Origin of the sequence: Geodermatophilus sp. DSM 44513 (assembly GCF_032460525.1) — a bacterium.
Classification (GTDB): domain Bacteria; phylum Actinomycetota; class Actinomycetes; order Mycobacteriales; family Geodermatophilaceae; genus Geodermatophilus.
In genome coordinates, this window is sequence record NZ_CP135963.1 from 2,312,276 (window position 1) to 2,326,569 (window position 14,294).

General features: G+C 76.5%; 11 protein-coding genes. 8 read left to right on the forward strand and 3 right to left on the reverse strand.

The features are described from left to right. The first annotated feature begins 45 nt into the window (after window positions 1-45). The 5 genes from RTG05_RS11220 (at window position 46) to RTG05_RS11240 (ending at window position 7,773) form a co-directional block, all read left to right on the forward strand. Window positions 46-1,743 carry a long-chain-fatty-acid--CoA ligase gene (locus tag RTG05_RS11220; protein ID WP_315912554.1) on the forward strand — a complete coding sequence of 566 codons (1,698 nt, stop codon included), beginning with the start codon at window positions 46-48 and terminating at the stop codon, window positions 1,741-1,743. A 5-nt stretch (window positions 1,744-1,748) separates the two neighbouring features. After that, window positions 1,749-2,633 (forward strand): bile acid:sodium symporter, encoded by an 885-nt coding sequence (locus RTG05_RS11225; RefSeq protein WP_166528698.1) that lies wholly within the window; start codon window positions 1,749-1,751, stop codon window positions 2,631-2,633. 40 nt (window positions 2,634-2,673) lie between these two features. Continuing rightward, a complete protein-coding gene (locus tag RTG05_RS11230) occupies window positions 2,674-4,014 on the forward strand; it encodes an acyltransferase family protein (RefSeq protein ID WP_166528699.1) in 1,341 nt (446 codons plus the stop codon). Window positions 4,015-4,424: 410 nt separating this feature from the next. Beyond that, window positions 4,425-7,088, forward strand: a complete 2,664-nt coding sequence (locus RTG05_RS11235; protein ID WP_315912577.1) for a cation-translocating P-type ATPase — start codon at window positions 4,425-4,427, stop codon at window positions 7,086-7,088. A gap of 58 nt (window positions 7,089-7,146) precedes the next feature. Next, a complete protein-coding gene (locus RTG05_RS11240; RefSeq protein WP_166528700.1) occupies window positions 7,147-7,773 on the forward strand; it encodes a copper chaperone PCu(A)C domain-containing protein in 627 nt (208 codons plus the stop codon). A 27-nt stretch (window positions 7,774-7,800) separates the two neighbouring features. Here the strand turns inward: RTG05_RS11240 and RTG05_RS11245 are convergent, their stop codons facing one another. Next, a complete protein-coding gene (locus RTG05_RS11245) occupies window positions 7,801-8,121 on the reverse strand; it encodes a helix-turn-helix transcriptional regulator (protein WP_166528701.1) in 321 nt (106 codons plus the stop codon). 164 nt (window positions 8,122-8,285) lie between these two features. Between RTG05_RS11245 and RTG05_RS11250 the strand changes: the two genes are divergently transcribed. Together RTG05_RS11250 and RTG05_RS11255 are read left to right on the forward strand one after the other, a co-directional pair. Beyond that, window positions 8,286-9,710 carry an APC family permease gene (locus RTG05_RS11250; protein WP_166528702.1) on the forward strand — a complete coding sequence of 475 codons (1,425 nt, stop codon included), beginning with the start codon at window positions 8,286-8,288 and terminating at the stop codon, window positions 9,708-9,710. Window position 9,711: 1 nt separating this feature from the next. After that, the gene (locus tag RTG05_RS11255) at window positions 9,712-10,191 is read left to right on the forward strand and encodes a universal stress protein (RefSeq protein ID WP_166528703.1); all 480 of its coding nucleotides are present in this window, start codon (window positions 9,712-9,714) and stop codon (window positions 10,189-10,191) included. Window positions 10,192-10,249: 58 nt separating this feature from the next. Here the strand turns inward: RTG05_RS11255 and RTG05_RS11260 are convergent, their stop codons facing one another. Then, entirely contained in the window at window positions 10,250-11,308 is a 1,059-nt protein-coding gene (locus tag RTG05_RS11260) for a lysophospholipid acyltransferase family protein (protein ID WP_166528704.1), read from the reverse strand. A gap of 1 nt (window position 11,309) precedes the next feature. Beyond that, window positions 11,310-12,179, reverse strand: coding sequence for a patatin-like phospholipase family protein (locus RTG05_RS11265; protein WP_315911798.1), 870 nt, complete (start codon window positions 12,177-12,179; stop codon window positions 11,310-11,312). 99 nt (window positions 12,180-12,278) lie between these two features. On the opposite strand from RTG05_RS11265, the gene RTG05_RS11270 reads away from it, so the two are divergent. Further along, window positions 12,279-13,748 carry an MFS transporter gene (locus tag RTG05_RS11270; protein ID WP_315911799.1) on the forward strand — a complete coding sequence of 490 codons (1,470 nt, stop codon included), beginning with the start codon at window positions 12,279-12,281 and terminating at the stop codon, window positions 13,746-13,748. Window positions 13,749-14,294: the final 546 nt, after the last annotated feature.

A 14,294-nucleotide genomic window follows, 5' to 3' on the forward strand; every position in this document is an offset into this window, starting at 1 on the left:
GGGCCGGGCGACCCGCCGGCCGCCGGATCCGACCCTCCCCCGGTCGTGCCGTTCGACAGCCTGCCGGAGATGCTGACCGCGGCCGCCGCGGAGCACGCCACGGCGACGGCGTTCACCGCCTGCTTGCCCAACGGCATGAACGGCAGCCTGTCCTTCGCCGCCGTCGACCGGGCCGCCGACTGCTTCGCGGCCTTCCTGCGCGAGGAGCTCGGCCTGGCCCCGGGTGACCGGGTGGCGGTGCAGGTGCCCAACTGCCTGGCCTACCCGGTGGTGGCCTTCGGCGTCCTCAAGGCCGGCTGCGTGCTGGTGAACACCAACCCGCTCTACACCACGCCGGAGCTGCAGCGGCAGTACGCCGACGCCGGGGTGGCCGCCGTCGTCGTGGTGGACCTCTTCGCCGACCGGCTGGCCCCCGCGCTGCCGGCGCTGGGCGACCCGCCCGTCGTCCTGGTGCGGGTGACCGAGTTCTTCCCCGGCTACGTCGCCGGCATCGTCCGGCTGGTCCAGCGGTACTGGGACCGCTCGCTGCCGGCGGTCGCCTTCCCGGCCACGACGCTGGCCGACGCGCTCGGCCGGGGCGCGGCCCACCTCGGGGACGGCGACGCGCGGCGCTACTGGCACGACCTGCGCCCGGGCGACCTCGCCGCCCTGCAGTACACCGGCGGCACGACCGGGGTGAGCAAGGGGGCGGTGCTGACCCACGGCGCCCTGCTGGCCAACGTCGAGCAGGTGCTGGCGTCCGTCGGCGACGCGGTGCGCCCGGGACGGGAGACGGTGCTCACCGCGCTGCCGCTGTACCACGTCTTCGCCTTCACGGTGAACCTGCTGGGCTTCTACCGCCGGGGCGCGCACGACGTCCTCATCCCGTCCCCGCGGCCGCTGGGCAACCTGAAGCGGGCGCTGGAGAACCACCCGGTCACCTGGATCACCGGGGTGAACACCCTCTTCGACGGCCTGTGCCGGGAGCGCTGGTTCACCGAGCACCCGCCGGCGCAGCTGCGCGCCGCGGTCGCCGGCGGCATGGCCCTGCACGGGTCGGTCGCGCAGCGCTGGGAGCAGGTCACCGGCGTCCCGGTGGTCGAGGGGTACGGGCTGACCGAGGCGTCCCCGGTGCTGACCTTCAACCCGCTGGACGGGCGGGCGCGCGCGGGCACGGTGGGCCTGCCCGTGCCGGGCACGGTGCTGCGCTGCACCGACGACTCCGGGCGGACGGTGCCGGCCGGTGAACCCGGCGAGCTGCGCGCCCGCGGACCGCAGGTGATGGCCGGCTACTGGCGCCGTCCGGAGGAGACGGCGGCGGTGCTGCGGGACGGCGAGCTGCGCACCGGCGACGTGGCGGTCGTCGACGCGGACGGCTACGTGCGGCTGGTGGACCGGACCAAGGACCTGGTCCTGGTGAGCGGCTTCAACGTCTACCCGAGCGAGGTGGAGGAGGTGCTCACCGCGCACCCCGGCATCCGGGAGGCCGCGGTCGTCGGCGTGCCGGCCGACGGGTCCGGGGAGCGGGTGCGCGCGGTCGTCGTCCGCACCGACCCGGCACTGACCGCCGAGCAGGTGCGGGCCTGGGCGGCGCAGCGGCTGGCCGCCTACAAGGTCCCCCGGGACGTCGTGTTCACCGACGACCTGCCCAAGTCGCCGATCGGGAAGGTCCTGCGCAAGGACGTCCGGGCGGCGCAGGCCGCCCACCCGGCGCCGGCTCCGCAGGCCGCCCCCCCGGCGCCGGCTCCGCAGGCGGGGGGCTGAGCGCGGTGGTCGGGCCGTTCGAGCAGGCCGTGCTCACCGCCATCCTGGCGGTGGTGATGCTGGGCATGGGCGCGGCGATGACGCCCCGCGACCTGGGCGACGAGGTGCGCCGCCCCCGCGCCCTTCTCCTCGCGGTGGTCGGCCAGTTCGGCATCATGCCGCTGACCGCCTTCGCGCTGGCCCGGCTGCTGGACCTCCCCCCGGCCCAGGCGATCGGCCTGCTGATCGTCGGCTGCATGCCGGGCGGGACGACGTCGAACCTCTACACCTACTTCGCCCGGGCCAACCTGGCGCTCAGCGTGGTCGTCACCATCGCCACCACGCTCACCGCCACCGTGCTCACCCCGCTGGTGCTGCTGCTCTACGGCGGCGCCCTGGCCGAGGACATCGCGGTCCCCACGGGCACCGTGGTGGCCAGCCTGGTGCTGCTCGTCCTCCCGGTGCTGCTCGGCCTGTGGGTCCGCCGGCGCACCGCCAACCTCGGGGCGACCCTGGAGCTCGTCGGCAGCGTGCTCGGGGTGCTGTTCATCGTGCTGCTGATGGTCACCTGGGTGCCGCGCAACTGGCAGCTGCTGGTCCAGTCCCCCTGGCAGGTCTACGCCGGGGCCATCGGGCTGCCGCTGCTGGGCATGGCCGCCGCGTACGGCTACGCGCGGGTGCTGGGCCTGCGGGTGCCCGACCGGCGCACGCTGGCCCTGGAGATCGGCATCGTCAACGGGCCGCTGGCGATCACCATCGTGCTGCTGTCGTTCACCGGCGCCCTCGAGCAGGAGGTGCTGTTGCTGCCGGCGCTCTACTCGCTGTTCGTGGTGCTCACCGCGACGGTCGTGACGATCGGCTTCCGCCGGGCCCACGACCGCGCGCAGCAGCGGATCCCCGAGCTGCTGTGACCCCCCGCCCCCGCCGGGGGACGCCCGGAGGTGGCCGGCCGTGACCCGGGCCCCGTCGATCCGCACGCTGGTCGAGCAGACCCCCGACAGCCGCGACCGGGTGGTCGACCTGCTGCGGGCCGCGGCGGTCCTCACCGTGGTCGTCGGGCACTGGACGGCCGTGGTCGTCGTCGTCCGCGACGGCGGGCTGACCGGCACCAACGGGCTCGGCCTGTGGCCGCCGGCGCAGTGGCTGTCCTGGCTCCTGCAGGTCGTGCCGCTGTTCTTCCTGGTCGGCGGGTACGCGGGCACGGCGTCCTGGCAGTCGGCCCGCGCCCGCGGCCGCCCGCCGCTGGGCTGGCTGGCCGACCGGCTGCACCGCCTGCTGCGGCCGACGACGCTCTTCCTGGCCGCGGTCCTCACCGGCACCGCGCTCGGCCGGCTGGTCGCCGACGCCGACCTGGTCGCCACCGCGGCGTGGCTGGTGGCCGTCCCGCTGTGGTTCCTCGCCGTCTACGTCGCCGTCGTGGCCACCACCCCGCTGCTCGTGGCCGCGCACGACCGCTGGGGGCTGCGGGTGCCCCTGGTCCTGGCGCTCGCGGTCGCCGCCTCCGACGCACTGCGGCTGGCCACCGGCGTCCCGGGCGCCGGCGCGGCCAACGCCCTGCTCGTGTGGGCCTGCCTCTACGCGCTCGGCGTGGCCTGGCGGGCGGGCACGCTGCTGCGCCGGCGCTCCACACCGGCGGTCCTGCTGGCCGGCGGCGGGCTGGCCGCCGTCGGACTGGTCGCCCTGGGCCCCTACCCGCTGAGCATGCTGGGCGTCCCCGGCCAGGAGTTCCAGAACACCGCGCCGCCCACCCTGGCCCTGCTGGCCCACGGCGTGGCCCAGACGGGGGCGGCGCTGCTGCTGCACGGCCCGCTGGGGCGGCTGGCCCGCCGGCCCGCGGTGTGGACGGCGACCGCCGCGGTCAACGGGACCGTCCTGACCGTCTACCTGTGGCACCTCGTCCCGGTGCTGGTCGCCGCACCGGCGCTGTACCTCACCGGCGTCCTGCCGCAGCCGGAGCCGCTGACCGCCGGCTGGTTCGCCCTCCGCCCGGTCTGGGTCCTCACCTGCGCGGTGGTGCTGCTGGTCGTCGTGCTCACCGTGGGCGGGTTCGAGCGGCCCTCCGGACGCCGGCCCGCCGCACGGCCCGCGGCCCGGGCCACGCCGGTCCGGACCGGGGCGGCGGCGCTCGGGGTCGGGGCGACCTGCGCCGGCCTGGCCCTGCTCACCGCCGCCGGGGTCGACGACGTCACCCGACCCGCCGTCCTGGCCGGCACCGCACTGCTGTACGGCGGCGGGCTGGCGGTGGTGCACCTGGCCTGCCGTGCGCGCCTGCATGCGAAGTTGTTTTCGTAACACGGGTTGCGCTATTCTGAACGGGACCGGTCACCGGCCCGGGTGACCGGACCCGGAGGGGGTGGTCACCGTGTCAGACCTGGTCCCGTGGCTGGCCCTGCTGCTGTGGGGCGGGGCCATCGTCCTCCGGGTGCACCCGCGCACCCGCTGCTGGGCGCCCCGCGGAGTGGCCGGCCGGGCCGCCGCCGCGGCACGGCCGGCGGCACGACGGCGCACCCCCCGACCCGGTCCCGGCCGGACCGACCTCCCGGGGCCACGGCCGGCCGAGGACCACCCGTTCGCACCGAGCACGGGCGAGGTCCCGCGGCAGGTGCACCCCCGCCCAGGACGAGAGGTGTCCCGATGACCCAGTCACCCCCCGCCGGCAGGACCCTCGGTGCGCCCGGCACGGAGCTGCCGACCCGTACCTGCTGCCCACGACCGCCGTGGCGGAGTCCCTGGACGTCGACCCGGCCCGTGGGCTGGACGACGCCGAGGTCGCCCACCGGCGGGCCGAGCACGGGGAGAACCGGCTGGCCGAACGAGCCCGCCGGCCGGCCTGGCTGCGCTTCCTCGACCAGTTCCGCAGCCTGCTGATCCTCATCCTGCTCGGCGCGGCCGTCCTCGCCGGCCTGGTCGGGGACCTGAAGGACACCGTCGTCATCCTCGTCGTCCTGCTGGTCAACGCCACGATCGGCTTCGTCCAGGAGAACAAGGCCGAGCGCAGCCTGGCCGCGCTGCGCGACATGCTGGTGCCCACCGCGCGCGTCCGCCGGCAGGGCGAGGCGCGCGTCGTCGACGCCGCCGAGCTGGTCCCCGGCGACGTGGTGCTGCTGGAGGCCGGCGACCGGGTGCCCGCCGACGGCCGGCTGCTGGTCGCCGAGTCCGTCGAGGTCGACGAGTCGGCGCTGACCGGGGAGTCCCAGCCGGTGGCCAAGGACACCTCGGCGGTCGGCGCCGCGCCGGGCGAGCGGGTCCCGCTGGCCGAGCGCAGCGGGATGGCCTACATGAACACCACGCTGACCCGCGGCCGGGCGGAGCTGGTCGTCACCGCCACCGGCATGCGCACCGAGGTCGGTGCCATCGCCGAGCTGCTGCAGCGCGGCGAGGAACCCGAGACGCCGCTGCAGGTCCAGCTGGACTCGGTGGGCAAGCGGATCGCGGCCATCGGTGGCGTCGCGATCACCGCCTACGCCGCCGTCGCGCTCGCCCGCGGTGAGTCCGTCGGCGAGCTGGCGCTCTCGGCGGTGGCGCTCGCGGTGGCCACGGTCCCCGAGGGCCTGCCCGCCGTCCTGGCGCTCACCCTCGCGCTCGGCGTGGCGCGGATGGCCCGCCGCGGCGCCATCGTCAAGCGGCTCGCGTCGGTGGAGACGCTGGGCGCCGCCACCGTGGTCTGCAGCGACAAGACCGGGACGCTGACCCTCAACCAGATGACCGCCCGCGCGCTGGTCTACGCCGGGCGCCGGGTGCGCGTGGACGGGGAGGGCTACGCGCCGTCGGGCACGCTGGTCGACGAGGACACCGGCCGGCCGGCCACCGACGCCGGCCTGCTGCTCGAGCCGCTGGCGCTGTGCAGCGACGCCACCCTCTCCCCCGGTGGAGGGCAGCGCCCGGGCATCGTCGGTGACCCCACCGAGGGCGCCCTCGTGGTCGCGGCGGCCAAGGCCGGCCTCGCCGCGCCGGCGCTGCGGGCGGCCCGCCCGCGGGTCGCGGAGCTGCCCTTCGACAGCGCCCGCAAGTTCATGGCGACGGTGCACGACGAGGACGGCCGCGCCCGGGTGTACGTCAAGGGTGCGCCCGACGTGCTGCTGGCGCGCAGCGCCGCCGTGCTGACCGCCGACGGCGTGCGGGAGCTGGACGACGCCGGCCGGGCGGCGCTCGCCGCAGAGGTCTCCACCCTGGCCTCGCGCGGGCTGCGGGTGCTCGCCGCGGCCACCACCCTCGCCGACGACCTGCCCGCCGACGCCGACGAGCTCGCCGGCCGGCTGACCGGGCTGACCCTGCTCGGGCTGGTCGGCATCGCCGACCCGCCCCGTCCGCAGGCCGGGGACGCCATCGCCCTGGCCCACCGCGCCGGCGTGTCGGTCAAGATGATCACGGGGGACCACCGGGACACCGCCGCCGCGATCGCCCGCGAGCTCGGCATCCGCGGCGCGGTGGTCACCGGCGCGGAGCTGGACCGCATGGGCCGGGAGGAGCTGGCGGCGCGGGTCGAGGACATCGGCGTCTTCGCCCGCGTCGCACCCGAGCACAAGGTCGCCATCGTCTCCGCGCTCACGTCCCGCGGCCACGTGGTGGCCATGACCGGGGACGGCGTCAACGACGCCGCGGCGCTGCGCGCGGCGCACATGGGCGTGGCCATGGGGATCACCGGCACGGAGGTGACCAAGGAGGCCGGCGACATGATCCTCACCGACGACGACTTCGCCACCATCGTCGCCTCGGTGCGGGAGGGGCGGTCGATCTACGACAACGTGGTGAAGTTCGTCCGCTTCCAGCTGTCCACCAACATCGGCGCGATCCTGTCCTTCCTCGGCGCCTCCGTGGCCGGCCTGGCCGCGCCGCTGACCGCCATCCAGGTGCTGTGGGTCAACATCATCATGGACGGTCCGCCGGCGATGGCCCTCGGTGTCGACCCGGCCCGCCCCGGGCTGATGGACGCCCCGCCGCGGCGGCCCAGCGAGCGCATCCTCAACCGGACCCGGCTGTTCCGGATGTCCCGGGCCGGCGTGGTCATGGCGGCCGGCACGCTGTCGGTCCTCGCCCTGGCCGAGGAGGCCCACGGCGCCGCCGTGGCGGCCACGATGGCGTTCACCACGTTCGTGCTCTTCCAGTTCTTCAACGCGCTCAACGCCCGCGCCGAGACCGAGACGGTGTTCACCGGGCACCTGTTCACCAACCGCTGGCTGTGGACGTCGTTCGCGGTGGTCGTGCTGCTGCAGGTGCTCGTCGTGCAGGTCCCGCTGCTGCAGGAGCTCTTCGACACCACCGCGCTCACCCTCGGCCAGTGGCTGACCTGCGCCGCGGTGTCCGCCACCGTCCTCGTGGTCGAGGAGGCGGTCAAGCTCGCCCGCCGCCTCACCGGACGGCGGTGAGGGCGCCGTGGGCACGCTCGCGACCGGCACCCGTCCCGGCCGGCGACGTCGTCCGGCCGTGATCGCCCTGCTGCTGCTGGCCCCGCTGGTGCTCGGGGCGTGCGGGGCCGGTCAGGTCACCCAGACCGCCACGCAGGACCGCGACCGCACCGGCGGGCAGGGCCAGGTGGGCGGGATCGCCGTCCGCGCGGTCCAGCTCGCCCACCCGCCCGACGGCGTCCACGCACCGGGCGACCCGGTGCCGCTGACCATGGCCGTCGTCAACACCGGGCGGACCGACGACCGGCTGGTCGGGGTCAGCGGTCCGGACTTCGCCGCCGCCGGGCTCGGCGCCGCGTCCCCGGCCGCCACACCCCCCGACGGCACCCGCGCGCTGCTGGGGCCGGCTCCGGCGACGGCGCCGACCGTGGACCTCCCCGTCCCGGCCGGCGAGGCGGTCCTGGTGGGCACCGACACGCCACCCGTCGTGCTCACCGGGCTCACCCGGCCCCTCGACGCGGCGCAGTCGCTGGCGGTGACCCTGACCTTCGCCCGCGCCGGGACGGCGACGGTCCCGGCGATCACCGCACCGGCACCCGGGCTCGTCCCGCGCGGGCCGGCCTTCGACTTCCACGCGGAGGACGGAGCCGGCCGGCCGGGTCCGCCGGCCGCCGCAGGGGGTGGACCGCCCCGGACGGAGCCCTGACCGGCCGGGGCCGGGGGGCGGTCCCGCTCACCGGGCGGCGGAGGCGTCGGCGTCGTGGTCGGCTCCGGCCTGCACGAGCCGCAGGAAGTCACCGATCCGCACGTGCTGCTCCAGCGGGTGCCGGAAGCGGCTGTTGCCGACCACCACGTAGTGGTTGCGCCGGCCCACGCGCTCCCGGACGACGTAGCCGGCCCGCTCGAGGTCGGCGACGATCATCTGCACCGCGCGCTCGGTGATGCCCACCCGTGCGGCGACGTCGCGCATGCGGACCTCGGGGTCCAGGGCGAGGCTGACGAGCACGTGGCCGTGGTTGGACAGGAACGTCCACCCCGTGGAGAGACCGTTCATGCGAAGCAGAGTACGGGTGATCGCGCGGATGGCCACTCCGCCGACCCGTCCGGGGCACGTGGTACCCCGGCCCGGACGCGTCGGCCCGAATTGACAACCACGTGTCCGTGGCGATTCCGTGAACGACGTCAGAAGCTCGCCCTCGACGCCGAGACGGGAACCCCGTGGCCGAGACCAGCACCAGCACAGTCGGCGACGAGGACAGCGGTCTCCGGAGGTCCATCACCGGGAGGCAGCTGTTCTTCTACACGCTCGGTGACGTCCTCGGCTCCGGGATCTACGTCCTGATCGGCCTGGTCGCGGCCGCCGTCGGCGGGGCGTTCTGGATCGCGTTCGCCCTCGGGGTCACCGTCGCGGCCATCACCGGGGCCGCCTACGCCGAGCTCGTCACCAAGTACCCCCAGGCCGCCGGCGCCGCCCTCTACGTCAAGAAGGCCTTCGGCAGCACCGCGCTGACCTTCCTGGTCACGGTGTCCTTCCTGTCGGCCAGCTTCGCCGCGACCGGTTCGCTGGCGACCGGCTTCGCCTCCTACTTCGCCACGCTGTGGGCCGGTCCGCCCGCGCTGCTGGTGTCGCTGGTCTTCCTGCTGGCCCTGGTGGTCGTCAACTTCATCGGCATCACCGAGTCGGTGGTCATGAACATGCTGATGACCTTCGTCGAGGTCGCCGGCTTGCTGATCATCATGGTGATCGGCGTCTGGTACGTCGTGCAGGGCGACGCCGACTTCGGCGTGCTGGCCGACATCAGCGTCTCGGGCAACCCGGCGCTGGCCGTCCTCGCCGGCATCGCCTTCTCCTTCTTCGCGATGACCGGCTTCGAGAACACGGCCAACGTCGCGGAGGAGACGATCGAGCCGCACCGCGCCTTCCCGCGGTCGCTCGTCGGCGGCATGGTCGTCGCGGGACTCGTGTACGTGCTGGTCTCCATGGCCGCCGCCCTCACCGTGCCCACCGACGTGCTCGCGGACTCCGACGCGGCCCTGCTGGAGGTCGTCCGGCAGGGCATCCTGCCCTTCTCCACCGACGTCATGACCACGCTGTTCTCGGTCATCGCGCTGATCGCGATCACCAACACCACGCTGGTCACCATCGTCACCCAGCCGCGGATCCTCTACGGCATGGCCAAGGAGGACGTCGTCCCCGGCGTCTTCGCCCGGATCCACGCCACCCGCCGCAGCCCGTGGGTCGGGCTGCTGTTCAGCGGAGCGGTGGTCGCGGCCCTGCTGGTCGCCGGCAGCCTCGTGGTCAGCGCCGGTGGCATCGACCTGGTCAACGAGCTCGCCCTGGTCACCGTCGTCCTGCTGCTGGCCATCTACGCCCTGGTCATCGTCGCCTGCCTCAAGCTGCGCGGGCAGGACGAGGACGAGCGCACCTACCGGGCCAACACCCCGCTGCTGGTCGTCGGGCTGGTCGGCAACCTGGCCATCCTCGGGTTCGCCGTCTACGACGACCCGTGGTCGCTGGTGTGGTGCGCGGGCCTGATCGCCATCGGCGTGGTGCTGTTCCTCATCGAGTACACGGTCGGCTCGCGGAACCGTCCCGCGGGCGCCAGGCGCGGCGATCCGGCCGCCACACGGACGGAGGTCTGAGGTGCACGTCGTCGTCGCGACCGACGGGTCGCCGCAGTCGCTGGCCGCGGCCCACCACCTGACGTCCTTCGCGGACCCGCACAAGATCACCGGGATCTCGGTGGTCGCGGTCCTCCGGCCGCTGGCCTCGGTCGCCTTCGCCGACGAGATCTCCGACGCCGAGCAGCGCGGGGCCGGCCAGTGGACCGGCAGCTTCACGGAGGCGGCGCAGCGCGCCGTCGACGCCGTCGCGGCCGTCTTCGACGGCTGGGGACCCCGGGTGGACACGCAGATCCGCAGCGGGTCGCCGGCCGCCGAGATCATCGAGGCGGCGCAGGAGCGCGACGCCGGCCTGGTCGTGGTGGCGGCCGGGGGTCGCGGGATCAGCGACGCGATCCTCATCGGCAGCACCGCCCAGCGCGTCCAGCACTACGCGCCGTGCCCGGTCCTCGTCGTGCGCCCCGCACCCCGGACGAGGAGGACCGAGCGGCGGGACGCCTGACCCCGCGCCGTCCGGGCACCGCCGACGTCCGCCCACGGGTGCGCGCGGGGGGGGGGCCTCACCGCGCCGCGGTCGGGCCCCCACCGGCCGGTGGTGACGCCACCGAGGTGGTCGTGACCCAGGCGTCGATCGTCGCCCACCACCGGTAGAGCCACTCGGTCAGCTGCGCCTCCCCCCGGGGGACCTCCGCGGCGGGGACGAACCACCAGCGCAGGTGCAGGGTCTTGTCCATGGGCAGGCCGCGCCACAGGTCCCCGACCGTGCTCAGGTGCTCCAGTCCGGTGTGCGCGACGAACACGACGTCCGCGTGCGGGGCCGCGGTCAGGGCCGCCACGACCCCGCCCGGCCGCGGTGGCAGCACCCGGCGCATCGCCTCGGCCCGGCGGACGGCCGACCCCAGCCCCCGGTCGCGGAGCCGCTGGATGGCCCGCACCCGGCGCTGCGGGGTGAAGTTGGCCCCCTCGGGGAAGAGCAGCAGCGCGTCCTCCTCGCCCAGGCCGCGGGCCAGCTCCGCGATCGCCGCCTCGGACCTGTCCCCCGCGCCCGGGCCGGCGGAGACGAAGTGGTTGGGCAGCCGGTTGAGGTGGACGTCGATCAGGGGGTCGAGCTGCAGCACGTCCTTGAGCACGATGCGCGGCCGGCGCAGGTGGTCGCGGTCCATCAGCGTGTGCACGAGCAGCAGCGAGTCACCGGGGCCGGCGTGGCGGGACAGCACGACCATGGCGTTCGTCGAGCCGGGCACCCCGTCGTCCAGGGGTGACCAGGACTCGCCGTCGGTGACCAGCCGCAGCGCGAACAGCCGCCGCGCCGCCCGCATCAGGGCGTCGAGGACCAGCCGCAGGACGGTGTAGTGGGCCGCCTGGAACGCCGGGGTGCCCAGCCGGCGACCGCACCCGCTGAGCAGCCACAGCGCGGCCGCGGCCACCTGCGCGGTGACCTCCAGCGCGAGGTACACGAGCGCGAAGGCCAGCAGCCGCAGCGCACGCCAGCGCCCGGGCAGCCACACCGAGACCACCACCGCCACGACGACGAGCACGGGCAGCAGGACGACCGCGGCCACCAGCACCCCGAGCAGCAGCGGGCCGGTGACCCGGCGGACGCCGCGGGGCGGGAGCACCTCAGGCTCCCCCGTCCCGCGACGCGCGGACACCGTCGAGGTAGCCGCGGGCCGCGGCGTGCGCCTGCTCGATGCGGGCGGGCACGCCGGAGAAGTCGCGGTAGCGCAGGTTGCCCGCCCCGGGGGGAGCCGGGTCGCCCGCCGGCAGCACGTGCACGGTGACCCCCGGCGGCAGCGCGGCCAGGTCGGCGGCGAACCGGTGCCGGCGGGCGATCTCGAAGGCGACGGTCGCGACCTCCCACGGCCGGGTCGGCGGGCGCAGGGGACGGTCGATCCGCCCGACGTGCAGCACGTACACCGTGTCGGCGCCGAGCGCGACCGCGCGGCCGACCGGGATGCTGTGCACCAGCCCCCCGTCGAGGTGGTGCTCGCCGTCCAGCTCGACCGGCGGCAGCAGCCCCGGGACGGCGGAGGAGGCGAGCACCGCGTCGACCAGCGGGCCGTCGGTGAACCAGCGTTCGGCGGCCCGCTCGATGCTGGCCGCCACGCACTGGAACGGGACGGGCAGCTCGGCGAAGGTCGCCACCGGCAGGTGCGCGGCGAGCAGGTCCCGCAGCGGCTCGCGCGGGTGGAGGTGGGTGCGGGTCCGCACGAGGGTGCCCACCCGGGACAGCACGGACCCGGCGAAGACGCCGGCGGCGGCCAGGTCCTCCCAGAGGGCGCGCAGCCGGTCCACCGCGCCCGGTGTCGGGTCGGCGGCGACGAACGCGCCGTTGATCGCCCCCACCGACGTCCCCACGACGAGGTCGGGCCGCACGCCGTGCTCGACCAGCGCCTGCAGCATGCCGACCTCGGCCGCGCCGAGGACTCCCCCGCCACCGAGGACGAACGCCGTCCCGCCCCGGGCGGCCGGTGCCGGCGGCGGTGCCATGCCGGCATCGTGCCACCCGCGGCAGCGCGGGACGGCGGCACCGAGCGGAGGCCCGGGGGCGGGGGCAGGGACGGGCGGGGCCACTGTCATGCTGCCCGGGTGGACGGCCCCCGCTCGCCGCGCGAGCGCCCCGCCACCGCGCCGGCACCCGGTCCGGACGGGTACAGCGAGCAGGCCGCCCGGCTGGCCGGGACCGCTGCCGGCGCACCGTGCCGCCCCGTCGCGCCACCGGCCGGTGCCACGGCCCAGGTGCCGGCGCGGACGGCGCCACGGCTGGCCCTGGCGCTGGGCGGCCTGTTCGCCCTGGCCGGCAGCGGCTCCTCGGCCGCGGCCGTGGCGCTGCCCGGGCTCGGCACCGGTCTCGACGTGCCGGCGAGCGCGACGGCGTGGGTGCTCAGCGTCTACGTGCTGGCGCTGGCGGTCACCACCGCGGTCTACGGCCGGCTGGCCGACCTGGCCGGTGTCCGGTGGCCGCTGGTGGCGGGGGTGGGCCTCATGGCCGGCGGTGCCGTGCTCGGTGCGCTGGCCCCCAGCCTGCCGGTCCTGCTGGTCGGCCGGATGCTGCAGGGCGCCGGTGCCGGCGCGGTGCCGGTCCTGGCGACCGCCCTGCTCAGCGCGCGGTACACCGGCGAGGTGCGGGCGGCGGCGCTCACCCGGGTGGCCGGGGTGGCCGCCGCCGGTGGCGCGCTGGGGCCCTTCGCCGGGGGCCTGCTGCAGACCTGGGGAGGCTGGCGCGCCGTCCTGGTGCTGCCGGCCGTCGGCCTGCTCCTGCTCCCGCTGATCGCCCCCGCAGCCGGCCGGCGCGGCCGCGGGGGGCCGATCGACGTCCTCGGGGCGGTGCTGGTCACCGCCTGCGCCGCGGGGCTGGTGCTGCTCGTGCAGTCCCCGGCGGCCGGGGTGACCGTCGCCGTCGTCGGGGCGGCGCTGCTCGCGGTGGCCGGCCCGGCGGCGGCGGTGCACCTGGCCCGGACCCCGCTGGGGTTCCTGCCGCGCCGGGTGGTCACCTCGCGTGCCGCGGTGACGGCCGCCGGCTGCGCGGCCGTCGTCCCGGCGGGGTGGTTCGGGCTGCTCCTGGCCGTGCCCGAGGTGCTCACCGCCCGCGGCTGGTCGCCGCTGCTCACCGGGGCCAGCCTGGTGCCGGCGGCCGCGGTCGGCCTGTTCGCCTCCCGCTACGCCGGGCGGCTCCTGGCCCGGGCCGGTGCGGTGCGCACGCTGGCGCTGGCCTCCGCCCTGACGGTGTTCGCGCTGCTCGACGCCGCCGTGGGGGCCGCCGTCGGGATCCCCGCGCTGCTCGCCGTCGCGGTCGGCGTGGTGTCGGCCGCGTTCAGCCTGGGGCAGCCGGCCCTGGTCGAGGTCGTCGGCGCGGCGGTCCCGGCCGCCGACCGGGGGGTGGCGCTCGGCGCGGCGACGCTGCTGTTCCTGCTCGGCGGCGGTGTCGGGACCGCGGCCGTCGCCGGGGTGGGGGCGCTCACCGGGACGGCCGCCGCGCTGGCCGTGCTCGCCGTGCTGCCCGCCGTGGCGACCCTCGTGGCCGGGGTGTGGGCGGTGCGGACGGCCCGCACCGGCTGACGGGGACGGGGCACGTCGCCCGGCTGCCGGGCGCCGGCGTGCACGTCCAGCCAGTCCCGCATCGCCGCCCGGGTGACGCCGGAGAGCCGGTGCCAGTCGGCCAGCGGCACCCGGGGGACGCCGGCGGCCCGGCAGGCGGCGGCCACCGCGCCGGGCGGCGCCTCGGGGTCCCAGGCGGGGTCCAGCACGACCGTCGGGCGGTGGGCCGTCGCGGCGAGCAGGTCGGCCAGGGTGTACCCGGGTCGGGCCCGCAGCAGCGGCTCCCCGCAGCTGGGGGCGGCCAGCACCGCACCGGCCACCGGCACGTCCCCCGGCCCGGCGCCCAGGGCGAGCAGGTGCAGCGCGACCAGCGCCCCGGTGCCGTAGGCGGCGACCCAGACCCGGTCGTGCCCGGTGGCCGCCGCCGCGACGGTGGCCACGGCGGCCGCGTCGGCGGTCATCCAGCCCAGCGGGGAGGAGCCCGGCGCGGGGCGCTCACCGTGCCGCGGGCCGGCGCCGACCGGGTCGTGGCAGGCGACCGCCCAGCCGGCCGCGGTCAGCAGCGCC

What these genes read in the sequence shown, in the direction of transcription:
- RTG05_RS11245 (WP_166528701.1), bottom strand. Translation starts at nt 8,121, where the DNA reads ATGAACGGTCTCTCCACGGGGTGGACGTTCCTGTCCAACCACGGCCAC.
- RTG05_RS11265 (WP_315911798.1), bottom strand. Translation starts at nt 12,179, where the DNA reads ATGGCACCGCCGCCGGCACCGGCCGCCCGGGGCGGGACGGCGTTCGTC.